16 protein-coding genes, 6 tRNA genes and 1 pseudogene are annotated in these 18,710 nt (G+C 59.0%); 9 read left to right on the forward strand and 14 right to left on the reverse strand.

Annotation, left to right across the window (positions count from 1 at the left end; genetic code table 11):
* Positions 1–49: 49 nt before the first annotated feature.
* Positions 50–673: a glutathione S-transferase family protein gene (locus AD669_RS19310; protein ID WP_053122671.1), complete on the reverse strand. Its 624-nt coding sequence runs from the start codon at positions 671–673 to the stop codon at positions 50–52.
* Positions 674–716: 43 nt separating this feature from the next.
* Complete coding sequence (locus AD669_RS19315) at positions 717–1,376, reverse strand: transglutaminase family protein (protein WP_053122674.1); 660 nt, start codon at positions 1,374–1,376, stop codon at positions 717–719.
* 249 nt (positions 1,377–1,625) lie between these two features.
* On the opposite strand from AD669_RS19315, the gene AD669_RS19320 reads away from it, so the two are divergent.
* The gene (locus AD669_RS19320; protein ID WP_053122677.1) at positions 1,626–4,073 is read left to right on the forward strand and encodes an acyl-CoA dehydrogenase; all 2,448 of its coding nucleotides are present in this window, start codon (positions 1,626–1,628) and stop codon (positions 4,071–4,073) included.
* 74 nt (positions 4,074–4,147) lie between these two features.
* The gene (locus AD669_RS19325; protein ID WP_053122680.1) at positions 4,148–4,555 is read left to right on the forward strand and encodes a PA2817 family protein; all 408 of its coding nucleotides are present in this window, start codon (positions 4,148–4,150) and stop codon (positions 4,553–4,555) included.
* A gap of 110 nt (positions 4,556–4,665) precedes the next feature.
* On the opposite strand, the gene AD669_RS19330 is transcribed toward AD669_RS19325, so the two are convergent.
* Complete coding sequence (locus AD669_RS19330) at positions 4,666–5,664, reverse strand: LysR family transcriptional regulator (RefSeq protein WP_053122682.1); 999 nt, start codon at positions 5,662–5,664, stop codon at positions 4,666–4,668.
* 88 nt (positions 5,665–5,752) lie between these two features.
* Between AD669_RS19330 and AD669_RS19335 the strand changes: the two genes are divergently transcribed.
* The 4 genes from AD669_RS19335 (at position 5,753) to AD669_RS19350 (ending at position 9,805) form a co-directional block, all read left to right on the forward strand.
* Entirely contained in the window at positions 5,753–6,379 is a 627-nt protein-coding gene (locus AD669_RS19335; RefSeq protein WP_053122685.1) for a serine-tRNA(Ala) deacylase AlaX, read from the forward strand.
* A gap of 91 nt (positions 6,380–6,470) precedes the next feature.
* Complete coding sequence (locus AD669_RS19340; protein WP_053122688.1) at positions 6,471–7,241, forward strand: 2OG-Fe(II) oxygenase; 771 nt, start codon at positions 6,471–6,473, stop codon at positions 7,239–7,241.
* A gap of 1 nt (position 7,242) precedes the next feature.
* Positions 7,243–7,881, forward strand: coding sequence for a LysE family translocator (locus tag AD669_RS19345; RefSeq protein ID WP_053122691.1), 639 nt, complete (start codon positions 7,243–7,245; stop codon positions 7,879–7,881).
* A gap of 184 nt (positions 7,882–8,065) precedes the next feature.
* Complete coding sequence (locus AD669_RS19350) at positions 8,066–9,805, forward strand: dipeptidase (protein WP_053122694.1); 1,740 nt, start codon at positions 8,066–8,068, stop codon at positions 9,803–9,805.
* Positions 9,806–9,907: 102 nt separating this feature from the next.
* Here the strand turns inward: AD669_RS19350 and AD669_RS19355 are convergent.
* The 6 genes from AD669_RS19355 to AD669_RS19380 all read right to left on the reverse strand — a co-directional run bounded on the left by AD669_RS19355 (position 9,908) and on the right by AD669_RS19380 (position 10,531).
* Positions 9,908–9,983: transfer RNA gene (locus AD669_RS19355), tRNA-Gly, on the reverse strand.
* Positions 9,984–9,985: 2 nt separating this feature from the next.
* A tRNA-Glu gene (locus tag AD669_RS19360) sits at positions 9,986–10,061 on the reverse strand.
* A gap of 57 nt (positions 10,062–10,118) precedes the next feature.
* Positions 10,119–10,194 (reverse strand) — tRNA-Gly (locus AD669_RS19365).
* Positions 10,195–10,197: 3 nt separating this feature from the next.
* Positions 10,198–10,273 (reverse strand) — tRNA-Glu (locus AD669_RS19370).
* A 104-nt stretch (positions 10,274–10,377) separates the two neighbouring features.
* A tRNA-Gly gene (locus tag AD669_RS19375) sits at positions 10,378–10,453 on the reverse strand.
* Between the two features lie 2 nt (positions 10,454–10,455).
* Positions 10,456–10,531, reverse strand: a tRNA-Glu gene (locus AD669_RS19380).
* A gap of 383 nt (positions 10,532–10,914) precedes the next feature.
* Between AD669_RS19380 and AD669_RS19385 the strand changes: the two genes are divergently transcribed.
* Positions 10,915–11,673: a hypothetical protein gene (locus AD669_RS19385; protein ID WP_053122697.1), complete on the forward strand. Its 759-nt coding sequence runs from the start codon at positions 10,915–10,917 to the stop codon at positions 11,671–11,673.
* Positions 11,674–12,263: 590 nt separating this feature from the next.
* Here AD669_RS19385 and AD669_RS29045 read toward each other — a convergent pair.
* The 4 genes and pseudogenes from AD669_RS29045 to AD669_RS19405 form a co-directional block, all read right to left on the reverse strand.
* On the reverse strand, positions 12,264–13,145 hold the full coding sequence (locus AD669_RS29045) for a methyl-accepting chemotaxis protein (protein ID WP_371262382.1): 882 nt from the start codon (positions 13,143–13,145) through the stop codon (positions 12,264–12,266).
* A pseudogene (locus AD669_RS29050) lies at positions 13,125–14,231 on the reverse strand (HAMP domain-containing protein); the annotation flags it as partial. The pseudogene AD669_RS29050 and the gene AD669_RS29045, both read right to left, overlap by 21 nt.
* A gap of 108 nt (positions 14,232–14,339) precedes the next feature.
* Complete coding sequence (locus AD669_RS19400) at positions 14,340–15,716, reverse strand: PLP-dependent aminotransferase family protein (RefSeq protein WP_053122706.1); 1,377 nt, start codon at positions 15,714–15,716, stop codon at positions 14,340–14,342.
* Between the two features lie 130 nt (positions 15,717–15,846).
* A complete protein-coding gene (locus AD669_RS19405) occupies positions 15,847–16,608 on the reverse strand; it encodes an SDR family oxidoreductase (protein WP_053122713.1) in 762 nt (253 codons plus the stop codon).
* Positions 16,609–16,713: 105 nt separating this feature from the next.
* Here AD669_RS19405 and AD669_RS28490 point away from each other — a divergent pair, with 105 nt between their 5' ends.
* Both AD669_RS28490 and AD669_RS19410 read left to right on the forward strand, forming a co-directional pair.
* Complete coding sequence (locus tag AD669_RS28490; RefSeq protein ID WP_156316174.1) at positions 16,714–16,851, forward strand: hypothetical protein; 138 nt, start codon at positions 16,714–16,716, stop codon at positions 16,849–16,851.
* Positions 16,848–17,852, forward strand: a complete 1,005-nt coding sequence (locus tag AD669_RS19410; RefSeq protein ID WP_053122715.1) for an NADP-dependent oxidoreductase — start codon at positions 16,848–16,850, stop codon at positions 17,850–17,852. Before AD669_RS28490 ends, AD669_RS19410 begins: the two co-directional genes overlap by 4 nt.
* 85 nt (positions 17,853–17,937) lie before the next feature.
* Here AD669_RS19410 and pyrF read toward each other — a convergent pair whose 3' ends face one another.
* Positions 17,938–18,636: an orotidine-5'-phosphate decarboxylase gene (gene pyrF, locus AD669_RS19415; RefSeq protein ID WP_172680142.1), complete on the reverse strand. Its 699-nt coding sequence runs from the start codon at positions 18,634–18,636 to the stop codon at positions 17,938–17,940.
* Positions 18,637–18,710: the final 74 nt, after the last annotated feature.

The following is an 18,710-nucleotide window of genomic DNA, read 5'->3' on the forward strand; positions in this document are numbered from 1 at the left end:
GTGCTTGCCGCCGCCGTACAAGTACAGTCAAGTGTGTCGATAGTAGGTATTAAGTCAACGCGGTCATAACGGCTTTTTTGTAGGCCGGACGCTGCTTCAGGCGCTCGTACCAGGCTTGCAGGTGTGGTTGCGGGGCGCGTTCGATGGGCATCTCGAACCAGGCATAAATGAAACTGCCCAGTGGAATATCGCCCATGCCGATGTCTTTTCCGGACAGGTACGGTTGGCTGGCCAGCGCGTCGTCGGCCATGCTCAGCAACTCGCTGCATTCCTTGATCGCGGCGTTGATCGCGGGCCAGTCCTGCTTGTCCGCCGGGGTGCGCAAGACGCCCCAGAACACCGTGCGGAACGGCCCGGCAAAACTCGAGGTCGTCCAGTCCATCCACTTGTCTGCGAGGGCGCGGGCTTGCGGATCGGCCGAATACCAAGCGCTGTTCGGCGCATGTTTGCCCAGCAGATAACGCACGATGGCGTTGGATTCCCACAGCACGAAACCGTCGTCTTCAATCACCGGCACGCGCCCGTTCGGATTCATCGCCCGGTACTCCGGCGTGTCGACCACACCGAACGCGCCCCCGGCATCAATCGCCTCGTAAGCCAGACCGAGTTCCTCGGCAGCCCACAATGGCTTCCTGACATTCGATGAGTTTTTCCGTCCCCAGATCTTCAGCATGACCGCCTCTTTTCAAATGAGTGGGCGGCCAGCATACGCCGGATCAGACGCGGCTTACATCGCTGTGCATGTCACCCAACAGTTGTGGCTGCTGATCGCCGAACAGGTGCGGATAGCATTTTTCCAGGTGTTCGAAGAAGAAGGTTTCCGGCACATCGGTGAACTGGCCGTGATCGACCAGGTACTCCATCAACTGCGCGCCATCACGGTTGAACGGGTGGAAAACACTGTCGTTGATGCCGTCGAACTCCAGCGGCGCGACGTTGAACAGTTCGCAGAGTTTCTGGTTGAACGCCGGTGTGGCCTTTACCCAATGATCGTTGAGGAAAAACTCGGTGTAGCCGTGCATGGCGAACATGTCGCTTTTCAGCAATTCGAGCAGACGTGGCGTCGATAAATGATTCTTCACGTCGGCCAGACCGATCCGCGCCGGGATCCCGCAATGCCGCGCGCAACCCGCGAGCAGCGTGGCTTTGGGCACGCAATAACTCTCCCCCGCCGCCAATGCATAGCTGCCACGCAGAGTTTGCGGATCACGGCTGAAGGTGTAAGGGTTGTAGCGCACCGCTTCGCGCACGGCGTAATAAAGATTGATCGCCTGCTCGACCGGGTCGCGGCTGGCACCCCGGTGTCGTTCAGCGAACTCCACCACCGCCGGGTGGTCACTATCGGTGAAGCGGCCGGGACTCAGATATTCGTGCATGACGACAATCTCCTTGATGAAACTGGAGTCTAGCGACAGCTCAAGCACAGAGATAACGACGTTTCGGCCAAACTTGGACGCAAAGACGCGGGATCACCGAACGATTTCCCACACGTGTTGCCCACCAAACCTACGAACACCATCCGGGGTTTCCCACGATTTCAATCACCTTGGTCTGACCACCCGGTTTTGCAGATGCGGTCTAAGCTCTGGAGGGTCGATTTGCCTTGGTTCACGGAGGACTGAAATATGCTGTTGTTGTGGATACTGGTTTTGATTGTCGGCGTGGCGTATATCGCCCACCGGCGTATCGCCCCGCTGCCCGCGTTGGGCATCGTTGCCGTCTACTTATTGGCAATGGGCATTTTCAGTCACGCACCGGGCTGGCTGCTGCTGGTGTTCTGGGTGCTGCTGGCGGTGGTCGCCGCGCCGTTGCTGCTACCTGATCTGCGCCGCAAACATTTCACCGCGCCGCTGTTCAACTGGTTCCAGAAAACCCTGCCGCCGATGTCGCAGACCGAGCGCGACGCGATCGATGCCGGCACCGTGTGGTGGGATGGTGAGCTGTTCAGCGGCCGTCCGGACTGGGACAAACTGCTGGCCTATCCCAAGGTGCACCTGACCGAAGAAGAACAAGCCTTCATCGATGGCCCGACCGAAGAACTGTGCGCGATGGTCACTGACTGGCAGATCGGCCAGTCGATGGACTTGCCGCCGGAAGCCTGGACACACATCAAGGAACACGGTTTTTTTGCCCTGATCATTCCGAAAGAATTTGGCGGTAAAGGCTTCTCGGCTTACGCCCACTCGCAAGTGGCGATGAAACTCGCGACCCGCAGTGGCGACCTCGCCTCCACCGTGATGGTGCCCAACTCCCTCGGCCCGGCCGAATTGTTGCTGCACTACGGCACCGACGAACAACGCAATCACTACCTGCCACGTCTGGCCCGTGGCGACGACATTCCGTGCTTCGCCCTCACCGGCCCGCTCGCCGGTTCCGATGCCGGCGCGATGCCCGACACCGGGATTATCTGCAAAGGTCAGTGGGAAGGTCAGGAAGTCATTGGTCTGCGCCTGAACTGGGAAAAACGCTACATCACCCTCGGCCCGGTGGCGACACTGCTCGGCCTCGCATTCAAAGCCTATGACCCAGAGCACTTGCTCGGCGACAAGGAAGACCTCGGCATCAGCCTGGCGTTGATCCCAACCGACACCGACGGCGTCGAGATCGGCCGTCGTCACCTGCCATTGGGCGCCGCGTTCATGAACGGCCCGAACTCGGGCAAAGACGTGTTCATCCCGCTGGACTTCCTTATCGGCGGTCAAGAGATGCTCGGCAAAGGCTGGATGATGCTGATGAACTGCCTGTCGGTCGGCCGTTCGATTTCGCTGCCAGCGGTGGGTACCGGTGCGGCGAAATTCACCAGTCTGGTCACCGGCCAGTACGCGCAGATTCGTGAGCAGTTCAACGTGCCGCTGTCGGCGTTCGAAGGCATTCAGGAAGCGATGGCGCGCATCGGCGGTAACGCGTGGATGATGGACGCGGCGCGGATGCTCACCGCCAACGCGGTGGATCTCGGCGAGAAGCCTTCAGTACTGTCGGCGATTCTCAAGTACCACCTTACCGAACGCGGCCGCGAATGCATCAGCCACGCCATGGATGTCCACGGCGGCAAGGCGATCATCATGGGCCCTAACAACTACCTCGGGCGCAGCTGGAACGGTGCGCCGATTTTCATCACCGTGGAAGGCGCGAACATTCTCTCGCGCAACCTGATGATCTTCGGTCAGGGCGCGATTCGCTGCCATCCGTTTGTGCTCAAGGAAATGGCCCTCGCCGGTCGTGAGGACAAGGATCAGGCGCTGAAAGAGTTCGACGGCCTGCTGCTCAAGCACATCGGTTTTGCCGTGAGCAACGCCGCCAGCACGCTGGTGCTGAACCTTGGTTTCGGCCACTTCGAACATGCGCCGGGCGACAAGATCAGCCAAGGCTATTTCCGCGCGCTTAACCGTCAGGCAGCGGCGTTCGCGATGCTTGCCGACTTCAGCATGATGCTGCTTGGCGGTGAGCTGAAACGCCGCGAGCGTCTGTCGGCACGACTGGGCGATGTGTTGAGCAACTTGTATCTGGCTTCGGCTGCGCTCAAGCGTTATCACGATCTGGATTCGCCGGCCTACATGGAGCCGCTGTTCCGCTGGGCGATGGAAGAAAGCCTCGGCCAGGCGGAGCGGGCCATGGATGAGTTGCTGCGCAACTTCCCGAACAAAGTCTTCGGTTGCCTGCTGCGCGTCATCGTCTTCCCGTTTGGCCGTCGTCACAAAGGCCCGTCGGACAAACTCGGGGCCGAAGTAGCTGGCGTGATTGGTCGGGCGAAAGGTGATCCGGCGCTGGAAGAACTGCTCGCCGGTTGCTATCGCCCGCAATCGCCGGACGATGCGGTCGGTGCGCTGCAACACGCCAGCGACCTGCTGACGACTGCGCAACCGCTGCATAAAAAGCTGCATGCGTCGCTGAAAAGCGGTCAGGTCAAACCGGTCGCCGGCGAACACGCGATCGATGCGGCACTGGAGGCTGGCGTGTTGCAAGCAGTGGAAGCGCAGAGCTTGCGCGATGCCGAAGCGGCGCGGCGCAAGGTGATTGATGTCGATGATTTCGACAAAGAAGAGCTGAAACAGGCAGAGGGCAAAGTCCGCTGATCCTGAGACCCATGTCCAAGCGGGCGCAGGAGCTTTATACTCCCGCGCCCGTTTTGCTCTTGAGGACTTATCTCGTGTCCAACGTCGTTGCCGATCATCTTGTGTTGCTCGACCACCTGCGCAGTATCCTGGTCGCCGTAGGTGAGGCCGAACAGGTTCCCGAAGAAAGCCATGCCTTGTTTCTGGAGCGTTTCGACGAACTGCTCGCTTCGTTGCCGATCGATCCGATCGAAAGCCAATACCTGGGCCAGGACATCCTGACTCAAGTGATTAGCCGTTATCCGCAAATTGCCCACCTGATCCCGCGGGATCTGCTGTGGTTCTTCGCCGGTGACTGTCTGCATTATCTGGCCGATGAAGAAATCGACTTGTATCAGGCGCTGGAAGAACGTCGTTTCGAAGCTGAACAGAACGATGAACCGTTCGACTGGAATCAGGAAAAGCAGTTGCTGGCGATGTCTGCTCAGGACAGCAAGCACTGATCAAATAGATTGGTTGAAGATCAAAAGATCGCAGCCTTCGGCAGCTCCTACAGGGGAATTACGCAATCCCCTGTAGGAGCTGCCGCAGGCTGCGATCTTTTGCTTTTGCGCTACAACAACCCTTCGCTTTCAGGCAGTTCATACGCCATCGCGGCGTTACTCGCATTGCCCACCTTCCCCGGCTTGCTCAAGGTCGGTTCCTTCTCCAGACACTCCACCAGAAAATCGATAAGCACCCGCAGCTTCGGCGGCAGATACCGCGTCGGCGAATGCAGTAGCCACAGCCCACCGTGATACGAAGCCAGGAACGTCCAGTCCGGCAACACCTGCACCACCAACTTCTGCTCCAACGCATAACGCGCAGTGAAGTACGGCAGGCTGCCAATGCCGATGTGCTGCAACACCGCGCCCAGTCGCACGCCAGTGTGATTGGCGGCATAGCGACCACGCACGCCGACCGTCACTGCTTTGCTGCCCTTCTTGAATTTCCAGCGCGCATCGCTCGGGGTTTCGCCCAGATAAATACAGCTGTGATTGAGAAGGTCATGCGGATGTGTGGGTGTGCCGTGTTCGGCGAGGTATTGCGGCGTGGCGCAGAGCATATGGTCGATGGTCAGTAATTGACGTCCGACCAACCCCGCCGGCGGCCGATCGGTGATGCGGATGGCCAGATCAACATGATCATCGATCAGATCGACCTGCCGATCCTCCAGCAATAACTCGACATCGACTTTGGGATAGCGCCGCAGAAACTCCGGCATGTGCGGATGAATCACAAAACGCCCCACCGCTTTCGGCACGCTGACGCGCACCAGCCCTTCCGCTTCGTGGGTGAACTGGCCGCTGATTTCCATCACCGACTTGGCCGCGCTGACCATCTCCTGACAGCGCTTGAACACCTCTTCGCCGCCATCGCTCAAGCGCAGTTTGCGCGTGGTGCGCTGCAACAAGCGCGTGGCCAAGGCTTTCTCCAACCGCGAGATGCTGCGACTGACCGCCGACGGCGAAGAGCCCAGTTGGCGAGCCGCTTCAGAGAAGCTGCCGGTCTCCACGACCTTGACGAAAATCGCCATTTCACCGAGCAGCGGTAGCGGCAGATTGATGCTCACAGCGCACAAGTCCTTTGATGTTTGGATGGATTATCACGTTATTGCACGATTCATATAATAAAAACAGAACTTTAATAAGGCCTGAAACATGACGCTTCGCCTGTTTTTCCACAGTGATGACCTCAAGGCCAACGTGGAAGTCCTCGACTGCACACCCCACGAAAACGAATATGCCGTGGTGCTCCGTGCCACCCTGTTTCACCCGCAGGGCGGTGGTCAGCCTTGCGATACTGGCTGGATCGGCGAAAGCCAGGTGCTGCGTGTGGTGCAGGAGCCAGAGCGCATCGTGCATTTCGTTGATCGCCCGGTAGCGCTCGGCATGACTTGTATCCGCGTCGACGAAGATCGCCGTCGTTTCAACACACGCATGCATTCGGCCGGTCACCTGATCGGCCATTTCATTCAAGCCATGGGCTGGACACCGATCAAGGCGCATCACTGGCCGGACGAAGGCCGAGTGCAATTCAAGCCGAGCGATGTCGCTCAGGAAGTCGATGCCGAGACCGTTCAATACGGCGTCGGCCAGTGGATCGAACACGATCTGCCACGCCTCACTTCGCTGCGCGAAGGCGCGCGGGAAATCAGTTTCGGTGAGCTGCCAGCCTACGGTTGCGGCGGCACCCATGTACGTAGCCTGAAGGATCTGGGCACAGTCACGATCGCGTCCCTCTCGCAGAAGAAGGGCACGCTGTCCGTCCACTACAGCGTGGATTGAGCATTTCGGGCGCTGCCGCCACGCAGCGCCCGACGCCGTGGAACCGCACTCGCCGGTTCCGTTGACTATCGATAGATGGACCTAAAATAAAATGATGCTAGACGTCGAGCGTCTCGATGAGACGTGCATAAAAAAACTGGCCAACGAAGAAGTCCTCGCCATCCGCGTCAAAGGCTTTTTGCCCAAGCCGCTGGCGATCGAAATTGGCGACAAGATTCTCGCCCCGGGCTATGAGGGCTACATCAACGCGCCGAGTATCGGCCGAATCGGCATGGCGTTTTACGAGGCAGAAAATCAGCCGATGCTGATCGAGGACTACTTCGAACTCGCCACCCGCAACATCGCCGAACTACGCCATCGCTGCGCGCCCTACTCCTCGCCGGTCGACACGCTGCGCTGCATGCTCGACGAATCCTGGCCGGCCGGTGCGCATCTGGAAAACCTCTACGGACGCAAAATGTACGTCGGCCTGTCGCGCGTGGTGAAGCCCGGCGTGTGCTTTCTCGCCCACCACGACATTTTCGCCAAGGACGCCCCGGACAGTTTTCAGGCGCGCAGCCTCGATGCGCAATTCGCCTGCAACGTGTACCTGAACATGCCCACCGAGGGTGGCGCATTGCAGATGTGGGACGACGACATCACGCCGGATCAGTTCGACGAAATGCGCGGCGACAGCTACGGCATCGACCCGGCGCTGTTAGGCCGCCCAGCCCTTGAGGTACGCCCCGAACCCGGCGATTTCATCATGTTCAATTCGCGCTGCATGCACTCGGTGACCCCGGGCGTGGCCGATCCGCGTTTGAGCCTTTCCTTCTTTGTCGGCTATCGCGGCAATGCTTCACCCCTGACTTTCTGGAGCTGAGATGTATTCGAATTACCTGGGCGAGTTTCTGGCGCTGGCCACCATTCACTTCCTTGCCGTGGTCGCTCCCGGCCCTGATTTCGCGGTGACCATCCGCCAGAGCGTGCGCTTCGGGCGACTGGTGGGAATCTGCACAGCGCTGGGCATCGGTGCGGGAATTTCCGTGCACGTGCTGTACACATTGCTTGGGGTCGGCGCGCTGATGCACACCACGCCGTGGTTGCTGACCGTGGCCAAAGTGGTTGGCGGTGCTTACATTTTGTACCTCGGTGTCAGTCTGATACGCAGCAAACCGAAGACAGCACTGGAAGGGGAAAAAACGGCTGAGGAGCCACTGGTGGAACAGTCTTTGTTCAAAGCGTTCAGCACCGGTTTTCTGACCAATGCGACCAATCCCAAAGCAACCCTGTTTTTCCTGGCGATCTTCACCACGATCATCAGCGCCAGCACGCCCCTGCAAATCCAGGCCTTCTATGGTTTGTGGATGTGTTTTGTAAACGCGCTGTGGTTTGTCATCGTCGCGCTGTTCTTCTCCAGCAACAAAGTGCGCGTACTGTTTATGCGCATGGGCCACTGGTTCGAACGCAGCATGGGGGTGATTTTGATTCTGTTCGCCGGGCGCTTGATGCTCTCCATGTAATGCAAAAAAAGTCCCGGCGATGCCTGCCGGGACTTTTTCATTTGTGCGCCTCTTTTGCAGTTCTGTGCGACACATCCCGTTTAGAGCCTCCCACGGCAGGTGCTTGCAGTGTTAGTTTGCGAAATGTTTCTGACACACCCGTCGGCAACATCTCATTAACCGCCTGCAAAGGAATGCCTCCGTAATGGACTTTTCCCTCAAGCAACTGGCCGCCGCTACCCTGATGCTGGCCAGCCTCGCCTCGTTCACCACCGCCGCTCAAGCCAACATCACCCCAGAGCAGAGCGCGGTCATCCTGAAATCCTTCGACGCCAAAACCGTCACGGATTTTCGCGAGTTTCTGGGCAGTCTGGCCAAAAGCGATATCGCTAAAACCGACAACCTCGGCCCGGCCATCAGCGCTTTCCTCGACAACAAAACCCTGAACGCTGAGCAGCAGAACGAGATTCATCGTCTGTTAGGCATTTACACCCGCGTGAAGTACGGCAAAGCCGCGCTGGAAACCCTGCGCGAACTGGTCGAGATTCCGACCTTCCAGAAGGAAGGTGTAGCACAGCACGACAACCCTGAGTTCATCAAGATCGCCGCCAAGATCAAAAGCCTGGCCGAGTCTTTCAACCTGAATTTCCGCAACGTCGATAACCGCGTTTACGAGATTTCGCTGGAAGGCCAGGGCGATGAAGTCGTCGGCATTCACGCGCACGCCGACGTGGTGCCGGTTACCCCGGAAAACTGGGTGCTCAAGGACGGCACCAAACTCGATCCGTTCAAGGTCACGCTGATTGGCGATCGCATGTACGGTCGCGGCACCGAGGATGACAAGAACGGCATCGTCGTCGCGATGTACGCGATGAAGGTCATCAAAGAAGAAAAGCTGCCACTGGCACGCAACTTCAAGCTGCTGGTCGACACCACCGAAGAGACCACCGGTGACGCGATCCCTTACTACTTCGAACACAACCCGACGCCGGCCTACAACATGGCGCTGGATGGCGGTTACCCGGTGGTAATTGCCGAGAAAGGTTACGGCACCGTGATGGCCAACTTCGCCAAGCGCAAAGCTGAAGGCAAAGGCGCCGAAATCACTTCGATGACCGGCGGCCTGGCGACCAACCAGATTCCATCGGCCTCCGTCGTGACGTTGGTGACGGACAAACCTGCCGAACTGGCGGCGAGTCTGCAAAAGGCCGGCAATGAGTTCGCCAAAAACAACGGCGGCAACTTCGAAGTGGCGGCCAAGGTTGATGGCAAAGACGTCAAACTGACGGTGACCGGTGTTTCTGCGCACTCCTCCGAGCCGGAATCGGGTGTGAACCCGGTGGCGCGCATGTTGGTGTTCATCAATAGCCTGAACGGCAAAGTCGCCCTCAAGCACAACCAGTTCACCGACGCAGCCCGCTACGCCGCCGACAATTGGGGCCTGGATTATCTGGGCAACACCTTGAAAGTCGGTTTCGCCGACAGCTTCATGGGCCCGCTGACCACTTCTTTGACCTACGTTGGTGAGAACGACAAAGCCTTCAAACTGGCAGTCAATCTGCGCGTGCCGAAGGGCAAATCGCCAGAAAAACTCAAGGCTGAAATTGCTGACAAGCTGAGCGCGTGGACGAAGAAAACCCACGTTGCCGTGACCTTCGATTACTCGATCGCCGAGCCGATGTACCGCAACCCGGAAGGCGAATGGGTCAAGGCGCTGCTGGCAGTGTCGACGGAAAACCTTGGCATGAAGCACGAGTTCGGCACCTCTGCCGGCGCGACGTCGGTGCATGAATTGCCGAATGGCGTGCAGTTTGGTCTGGCGCGTCCCGAGGTGAAATACACCGGGCACACCGATGGCGAATTCAAGACTGTTGACCAGTTCTTGCTGGATCTGCAGATCGTCACCGAAATGATGGGGCGCATCGGGCAACTGCCGAAGCTGTAACGGAAACAAAAAAAGGACCGTAAAGGTCCTTTTTTATGGGCGACGATAAATCGCGCACAAACAAAAACGCCGATCATCACTGATCGGCGTTTTTGTTGAATATGGAGCGGGAAACGAGACTCGAACTCGCGACCCCGACCTTGGCAAGGTCGTGCTCTACCAACTGAGCTATTCCCGCAATGGCGTCCCCTAGGGGACTCGAACCCCTGTTACCGCCGTGAAAGGGCGGTGTCCTAGGCCACTAGACGAAGGGGACACAGGCTACAACTTTCACTAATAAAAACGCCGCTCACTGAGCGGCGTTTCTAGAATTTGGAGCGGGAAACGAGACTCGAACTCGCGACCCCGACCTTGGCAAGGTCGTGCTCTACCAACTGAGCTATTCCCGCAAATGGCGTCCCCTAGGGGACTCGAACCCCTGTTACCGCCGTGAAAGGGCGGTGTCCTAGGCCACTAGACGAAGGGGACACGCTACCCGGAACACATGGTGTGTGTTTCGGTGTCCAGATCCGCATCCGAAGACTTGGTTCTGGTTTCACTCAGCACCGCCCGAAAGCACTGCTGTTTAAAAATGGAGCGGGAAACGAGACTCGAACTCGCGACCCCGACCTTGGCAAGGTCGTGCTCTACCAACTGAGCTATTCCCGCAATGGCGTCCCCTAGGGGACTCGAACCCCTGTTACCGCCGTGAAAGGGCGGTGTCCTAGGCCACTAGACGAAGGGGACACGCTACAACTTCACTCCCTACCGCGTTTCGCTGTGTGCTTTACGCTGTAAGTGGCGCGCATTCTATGGATGGATTAAGGGGTCGTCAACCCCTTGATATAAATTTATTTAAATCAATGACTTCGACCTGCTTTACCAAGTCAATCAGGCTTTTCCGTCGCCCGACGATTGACGCCTATATTCCGCCACACGCCAAGGCGTTATAGTCCACCGCACAGTGATGGCCATATGCGCTTACCGCGCCAGCATTCATCTAAGCAGTGCGTGGCCGATATAGACAGAAGCTACCGATCCAACGTGTCGAGCAGCGGCAGCCAGCTGAATGCCGAGCCACTGAACTCGCAAGTGAACCCTATAAAGAGGTCTTACCGGTGACACCACTCATGATCACCCTGCTAGTCGTAGCCGGGATCGCAATTCTGATCGCCATTGGCTACATGAACCATGTGGTGGAAAACAACAAACTGGAGAAGGCCCGCACCAAGGTCGAACTCAACGACCGCCTGCGCCGCTGCGGCGAACTGACCGAGACCTTTCCCGGCCAGTTCATGACCCCTGCGCTGAAACTGTTGCTGACCCGACTGGAACTCAACGTCTGCCAGCGCCTGCTCAACCTGGAAAAAACCAGCGCCACCACCAAAGCGCGCATCAGCGAACTCAGCGCATTGGTCGCCCAGGGCGAATCGATCCCGGTCAACAACCCGCCGGCACCGATCCTGACCGAAGCCAAAGCCAAAGACGTGCGCTTCCTGCTCGAAGCCCTGCACGGCCAAATCACCCGCGCCGCCCACGACGGCTTCCTGCCACCGAACGAAGCCAAACAGTGGATCCGCGAAGTCCGCCACATCCTCGTACTGCTGCACATCGAATTCTTCAACAACCTCGGCCAACAATCCCTGCAACAAAACCAACCCGGCCAAGCCCGCCTCGCCTTCGAACGCGGCGTGCAATACCTGCGCAAACAACAAGACCCGCAGGCCTACGCCGAACAACTGCAATACCTGGAAAAACTGCTGGCCCGCGCCAACGCCCAGGTCATGGACAAAATTGCACCGGTCGAAGGCGAAGAGAACCAACTGACCACAGGTTTGAAAGATGTAGAGGCGGATGCGGACTGGAAGAAGAAAGTGATTTACGACTGATTGAAGAAGTAGCGAGAGAAGCCACCGGGAGGTGGCTTTTTTGTGGGTGATGGATGGGAATTGGGTGGTGGGAGATCGCCATCGCTAGCAGGCTAGCTTTCACAGTTGGATGGTGTTGGATCAGACAGAGCATGGTTGGCTGTCAGGCCGCCTTCGCGAGCAAGCTCTGCTCCTACAAAATCAAAAGCAAGATCAAAAGATCGCAGCCTTCGGCAGCTCCTACACAGGATGAGCGCAAGCTCGGCTGCGGCTTTTGATCTTGCCGTGCTGGCCCCTTCGGAAGGCTGAGTGGAGGGATTTATCCGGGGGTAGGAGCGCAGCGACGTTTGGCGCAGCCAAACACATCGAGAGGAGGTGCAGCGAAGCAAACCGGAGGCGATGCCCCCGGATGAATCCCGTAACGAAGGAACCCCGAGCCCCAGCGAGCGGGCCGAACGCCGGGGCCCAGACCTTTGCTTCCTTTGGGGCGTCTGCCAAAGGGAGTCGCTGTAAGAGCGAAACCGCCAGCCGCAACCCCCGAAGAACCGGATATACACCCAAAACCCCAAGAACATGGTCGGCCCAAAGGCCGCCAAGCCACACCAAAAGCGTCAAAGCCGAAAATGCCCAACCATCCCCCGCAACCCAACCCCCAACTGCGCCAACTCCACACTAGAAGCCGCATTCCCCCGCATAGCCAACGAAGATTGATCCGCACTCGCACGAATACTCGTCACACTGCGATTAATCTCCTCCGCCACCGAACTCTGCTCCTCCGCCGCCGCCGCAATCTGCTGATTCATCTGCTGAATCAACGACACAGCCGCCGCAATACTCCCCAGCGCACTCTCCGTCTGCAGCGCATCACTCACCGCCAGCTTCACCAACTCACCACTGCTCTGAATCTGCTGCACCGATGAATGCGCGGCCGCCCGCAACGCACTGACCAAGCGCTCAATCTCCTCGGTCGACTGCTGCGTACGCCGCGCCAACGCACGCACCTCATCCGCGACCACCGCAAAACCCCTGCCCTGCTCCCCGGCGCGCGCCGCCTCGATCGCCGCGTTCAACGCCAACAGATTGGTCTGCTCGGCCACGCTCTTGATCACCCCCAGCACCGTGCCGATATTCTGAATCTCGGCACTCAGGCTCTCGATGCTGGAACTCGCCGATGTTGCCGAATCCGCCAACTGCTCGATCCGCGCCATGCTCTGCCGCACCACCCGCTGACCACTTTCGACCTTGCTGTCCGCCGTCTGCGCCGCCAACGCCGCCTCTTCGGCATTGCGCGCAACATCATGCACCGTCGCCGTCATCTGATTCATCGCGGTGGCAACCTGCTCGGTTTCCTCCTTCTGACTGCTGACCTCAAGATTGGTCTGCTCAGTCACCGCCGATAGCGATTGCGCCGAACTCGCCAACTGCTCGATACCCGCCTGCAACCCGCTGACAATCGTGCTCAACCCCGCGCCCATCTGCTGCATCGCCAGCATCAACTGGCCAATTTCATCACGACGCGTCACCGGCACTGTCGCACTCAAATCCCCCGCCGCAATCTGCTGCGCCACCTGAATCACACTGCGCAACGGCGCAACGATCAATCGCGTAATCACCCACGCCGCAATCAACCCGACCAACAGCGCCAACGCCGACGAAGCAATAATCAGCAGCGAATTCTCCTTCAGCTCAGCCTGCATCGCGCCGTCTTCAGCGACGTACGCCTGATTGACCCGTTCCACCACTTGCGCGGCCCGCTGATGCAATTGGCCGTAGACGGTTTTTTCCTGCGCCAACAACCCGGTGTACTCCGCCAGCTTCTCGTTGAAACCGGCGATGTGCCCCGATACTTCATTGAGCACCGTCAGATAACCCTCGTCCTTGACCGTCGACTTCAGCGCCTCGGCCTGCGCCTGAGCCTGCGCGGCCTGCTCGATATTGCCTTTGTCGGCGCCGTCAGCATCGCCCTTGCGACTTTGATCCAGACGAACCCGCGCCTCGTTCATCGCCTGCAACATCAGCCGCGACACCTGACTGACCTGACTGGCTTGCTCGATGAATTGCGCACCGTCCTTGCCCTCGGACTCTTTCAGGGTATAGGCGCCGTCGTCCGCCAACCCGGCCTGCAACACATCAAGGTTATTGGCGACGCTGGACACCGACCAACTGGCCATCTCCAGTGCCAGATCCTTGGTCTGGGTCAGCGAAACAAATTCATCGAAGGCCTTGCGATAGGCCTCCAGCGATTGCACGACATCGTTCATCACCGGCACGTTGGCCGCTGATTGCGCCTTGAGCGCGTTGGATTGAGCAATCAGCCCATCGACGCCTTCACGCAAGGCATCGGCGGTTTTCGGATTGCCGCGCAGCGCATATTCCTGCTCCAGCAGCCGCACATCGAGCAGACCGCTATTGAGCGATGACATCTGTTTGAGCCCATCAAAACGCTGACTGATGGTTTGCAGAGACCAGACGCCAATCGCCGCGACAAGCGCGGTCAACAGCAGCACCAGTGCAAATCCGATACCCAGTTTTTTTGCCATACCGAGGTTGGCAAAACGTCCTTGCACGGCCGAAATCATTGCGCTTAATCCCCTGCCAAAGTCTGTGAACGCAGAGTCGCAACGGCCAACAGGCAGCACAAGTCTCTGGCGTCGGAATAATGGCAAAAAGCTACGTCCGCGTCGTTTTCAGAACACTCGAGGTCGATCCGCACAAGTGTTGCGAAAAAACTGCCGCGCGCGCGGATCACAGGCATGCGCCACATTGATCCGCTGCCAATCGCTGCTTTCGCCACTCGGACTGAACACACTGGACGCCGACAGCAACACACCACTGAGCTGAGCCTGGCGGCACAACCGAACATCATCGGTCTGCGGCGCCCGCGCCCAAATGAACAATCCGCCCGTAGGCTTGCCGAACACTTCCCAATCGGCGTCTTCCAGCAACTGCAATGCGGCGGTGCGATCGGTATTCAGGCGCTGACGCTGGCGCTGCACCAGTTTTCGATAAGCGCCGCTGGCCATGAGGCTTGCCACAACCGCCTCACTGAAGCTCGAGGCGCCCATGCTGCTGATCATCTTCACTTGCGCCAGACGGGCAATCACTTCAGGTTCGGCGAGGACGAAACCGACCCGTAATGAACTGCTAAGGGTTTTCGAAAAACTGCCGACGTAAATCACCCGGTCATCCAGCGCCGCCAGCCGGGTACCGTTACCACTGTGTAGATCGGCGTAGACATCGTCTTCGATCAGGCGGACATCATGCAGCCTGCACAAGTACAAAACCTGCTGAGCCGCGGCCGCTGTCAGGCTGGTACCCGTGGGATTGTGGTGATGACTGTTGATGAACATCGCCACCGGGCGAAATTCACCCAGCAATCTTTCAAGCGCGTCGAGATCAGGCCCGGTCGGCGTGCGGCGCACCTCGATCATGTTCACTCCGTTCAAGCGCAGCAGATTGAACAGTGGCGCGTATCCGGGTGTTTCCACGACCACGCAATCTCCCGCTTGCAACAGGGTGCGCACGATCAAATCCAGTGCATGGCTGGCACCCGCCGTGGTGAGCAATTGCTCTGCAGGCGCATCGATATTGAATATTTTCAGGCGTTTGACGATCTGCTCGCGTAGCGCCGGAAGGCCTGCCGCGCTGCTGTAGTTGAACAGGCTGGCCATGTCCGTGCGGGCAACCTCGCGGATCGCATAGCTCAAGTCATCGGACTCGCGCCAACTCTCGGGCAAGCCGCCGCTGCCCAGCTTCAATCCGCCAGCAGCGCCGTAGAAGCCGCTGCAACCAGCCTCGCCCTCGCCCTGTCCGCACAGCGTCTTGGGTGATGCGGCCACCATGAACCCCGTGCCTTGGCATGAAGCCAGAATCCCCTGCGCGACCAGCCGCTCGCAGGCCTCGGTCACACAGGACTGGCTGAGCAAGTTGCCCCGGGCAATTTGCCGAACCGAGGGCAAACGAGTGGCGGGCGCGACGCCACTCTGCGCGACCCACTCCGTCATTCCATCAACGATTTGCTGCACCACTGGCACCAATGCCTGTCGGTCGATTCTCAATTCCATGAGCGCACAAACTCCTGTCCGTTTTGCTGGCCGCAGTAAATCACAGCCGCCGTCAGGAGGCTGTGCGACAAAGCCGACAAAAGCGCTCGATCTAACTATTTGATACACATTGCTGGGTGAGGGAGCAGGTTCAGAACGCGGTCACACCGCCATCTACTGCCAGCGAATGACCGGTGGTGAACGCCGCACCGTCGCTGCACAGGTACAACACCGCGCTGGCGATTTCTTCGACCTTGCCGATGCGGCCGACCGGGTGCATGGCGTTGGCAAACTCGCCTTTCTTCGGGTCGGCCTCGTAGGCGCGACGGAACATGTCGGTGTCGATCACCGCCGGGCACACGGCGTTGACGCGGATTTTCTTCTTGGCGTATTCGATGGCCGCCGATTTGGTCAGGCCGATCACTGCGTGTTTCGACGCCGCATAGATGCTCATCTTCGGCGCTGCGCCAAGACCGGCGACCGAAGCGGTGTTGACGATCGCCCCGCCGCCCTGTGCCAGCAGCAATGGCAACTGGTACTTCATGCACAGCCAGACGCCTTTGACATTGACGCCGATGATCGCGTCGAACTCGTCCATCGAGCCCTCAGCCAGCTTGCCCTTCTCGATTTCGATCCCGGCATTGTTGAAGGCATAGTCGAGACGGCCGTAGGTATTGATCACCTCGTCCATCAGATTTTTCACTTCGCTCTCGACGGTCACGTTACAGCGGACGAAGGTCGCTTCGCCGCCGGCTGTACGAATCAGCGCCACGGTGCCCTCGCCCCCTGCGGAATCCAGATCGGCGACCACCACTTTCAAGCCTTCGGCGGCGAATGCCTGGGCGGTCGCACGGCCGATGCCGTTGGCCGCGCCTGTGACTACGACAACCTGACCGGAAAACGTCATGCTCATTGTTATGTCCTCGAACGCATAGATGCAGGGGGAATGCTTAGCGTTGCAGCATAGCCACAGCGGTTGGCCGGGCGTCAGCACTATCCAGTGGCTGTTTAGGCGCCCATGCGTTGCAGTGATAAAACCGGCCCGGTGATCATCACTGCACTGGATCGACGTGCATTCGCCGCATCAGCCAACCTTGCGGCATCGGCCATGAAGGTCTATCAACAAGGCTTCATTCCGTTCGAGTGCCTGCCATGACCAACCAGACCAATCGCCAGTTCCTGCTCGCCAAACGCCCGGTGGGCGCAGCCACCCGCGAGACTTTCACCTATCAGGAAGTACCGGTCGGCGAGCCGGCGGCGGGCCAGATTCTGATCAAGAACGAATACCTGTCCCTCGACCCGGCCATGCGTGGCTGGATGAACGAGGGCAAGTCCTACATCCCACCGGTCGGCATCGGTGAAGTCATGCGCGCATTGGGCGTGGGAAAAGTCGTCGCCTCGAATAATCCGGGATTTGCCGTCGGCGACTACGTTAACGGTGCCATTGGCGTGCAGGATTATTTCCTCGGCGAGCCACGAGGTTTCTACAAAGTCGATCCGAAACTGGCCCCGCTGCCGGTGTATCTGTCAGCGCTGGGCATGACCGGCATGACCGCCTACTTCGCTTTGCTGGACGTCGGCGCGCCGAAAGCGGGCGACACCGTGGTGTTGTCCGGCGCGGCCGGCGCGGTGGGCAGCATTGCCGGGCAGATCGCCAAGATCAAAGGTTGCCGCGTGGTGGGCATCGCCGGTGGCGCCGACAAGTGCAAATTCCTCATTGATGAGCTGGGTTTCGACGGCGCCATCGATTACAAAAACGAAGACGTGATCGCCGGGCTCAAACGCGAATGCCCGAAAGGCGTGGACGTGTATTTCGATAACGTTGGCGGTGACATTCTCGACGCGGTACTGAGCCGTTTGAATCTGAAAGCGCGGGTGGTGATTTGCGGCGCGATCAGCCAGTACAACAATAAAGAGGCGGTCAAAGGCCCGGCCAATTACCTGTCGCTGCTGGTCAACCGCGCGCGGATGGAAGGTTTTGTGGTGATGGATTACGCGGCGCAGTACGCCAGCGCGGCGCAGGAAATGGCCGGCTGGATGGCCAAGGGGCAGCTCAAGAGCAAGGAAGATATCGTCGAAGGTCTGGAGACGTTTCCGGAGACGCTGATGAAATTGTTCAGCGGCGAGAACTTTGGCAAGTTGGTGTTGAAGGTTTAAAGCAGAAGATCAAAAGATCGCAGCGTGCCGCAGCTCCTACAGGTGTTCACATAGCCCTGTAGGAGCTGCCGAAGGCTGCGATCTTTTAGGCGATTTCGGCGACTACCGAAGCCAATGCCTGAGCCGGATCCGCCGCCTGGCTGATCGGACGGCCAATCACCAGATAATCCGAACCGGCATCCAGCGCCTGACGCGGGGTCAGAATGCGGCGCTGATCGTCTTGCGCGCTGCCCGCCGGGCGAATCCCCGGGGTCACCAGTTGCAGCGACGGGTGCGCGGTTTTCAGTGCGGTGGCTTCCAGCGCCGAGCACACCAGACCGTCCATGCCAGCCTTCTCGGCCAGTGCAGCCAGACGCAGCACTTGCTCTTGTGGCTCGATGTCCAGACCGATACCGGCCAAATCTTCTCGCTCCATCGAAGTCAGCACGGTCACGCCGATCAGCAACGGTTGCGGGCCCGTGCGCTTGTCGAGCACTTCACGGCAAGCAGCCATCATGCGCATACCGCCGGAGCAGTGAACGTTGACCATCCACACGCCCATCTCGGCAGCGGCTTTCACGGCCATCGCGGTGGTGTTGGGAATGTCGTGGAATTTCAGGTCGAGGAATACCTCAAAACCCTTGTCACGCAGGGTGCCGACGATTTCTGCGGCGCAGCTGGTGAACAATTCCTTGCCCACTTTGACCCGGCACAGTTTCGGGTCCAACTGGTCGGCCAGCTTCAGTGCGGCGTCACGGGTGGGAAAATCCAGGGCGACGATGATAGGAGTCTGGCAGGCGGACATGAATGGGCTCTCAGGCAGGACGAAATCGGCGCGCATTGTAGCGGAACCGGCGGCGGCGCGGCACCCGATGATCG

This window comes from Pseudomonas sp. P1.31 (assembly GCF_001269815.1).
GTDB classification, from domain to species: Bacteria; Pseudomonadota; Gammaproteobacteria; order Pseudomonadales; family Pseudomonadaceae; genus Aquipseudomonas; species Aquipseudomonas rustica.

Excerpts from the sequence above, each read along its gene's own strand:
- AD669_RS19310 (WP_053122671.1), bottom strand. The coding sequence starts at position 673 with ATGCTGAAGATCTGGGGACGGAAAAACTCATCGAATGTCAGGAAGCCA.
- AD669_RS19315 (WP_053122674.1), bottom strand. The coding sequence starts at position 1,376 with ATGCACGAATATCTGAGTCCCGGCCGCTTCACCGATAGTGACCACCCG.
- AD669_RS19320 (WP_053122677.1), top strand. The coding sequence starts at position 1,626 with ATGCTGTTGTTGTGGATACTGGTTTTGATTGTCGGCGTGGCGTATATC.
- AD669_RS19335 (WP_053122685.1), top strand. The coding sequence starts at position 5,753 with ATGACGCTTCGCCTGTTTTTCCACAGTGATGACCTCAAGGCCAACGTG.
- AD669_RS19340 (WP_053122688.1), top strand. The coding sequence starts at position 6,471 with ATGATGCTAGACGTCGAGCGTCTCGATGAGACGTGCATAAAAAAACTG.
- AD669_RS19345 (WP_053122691.1), top strand. The coding sequence starts at position 7,243 with ATGTATTCGAATTACCTGGGCGAGTTTCTGGCGCTGGCCACCATTCAC.
- AD669_RS19350 (WP_053122694.1), top strand. The coding sequence starts at position 8,066 with ATGGACTTTTCCCTCAAGCAACTGGCCGCCGCTACCCTGATGCTGGCC.
- AD669_RS19385 (WP_053122697.1), top strand. The coding sequence starts at position 10,915 with ATGATCACCCTGCTAGTCGTAGCCGGGATCGCAATTCTGATCGCCATT.
- AD669_RS29045 (WP_371262382.1), bottom strand. The coding sequence starts at position 13,145 with ATGCTGGCGATGCAGCAGATGGGCGCGGGGTTGAGCACGATTGTCAGC.
- AD669_RS19400 (WP_053122706.1), bottom strand. The coding sequence starts at position 15,716 with ATGGAATTGAGAATCGACCGACAGGCATTGGTGCCAGTGGTGCAGCAA.
- AD669_RS19405 (WP_053122713.1), bottom strand. The coding sequence starts at position 16,608 with ATGAGCATGACGTTTTCCGGTCAGGTTGTCGTAGTCACAGGCGCGGCC.
- AD669_RS28490 (WP_156316174.1), top strand. The coding sequence starts at position 16,714 with ATGCGTTGCAGTGATAAAACCGGCCCGGTGATCATCACTGCACTGGAT.
- AD669_RS19410 (WP_053122715.1), top strand. The coding sequence starts at position 16,848 with ATGACCAACCAGACCAATCGCCAGTTCCTGCTCGCCAAACGCCCGGTG.
- pyrF (WP_172680142.1), bottom strand. The coding sequence starts at position 18,636 with ATGTCCGCCTGCCAGACTCCTATCATCGTCGCCCTGGATTTTCCCACC.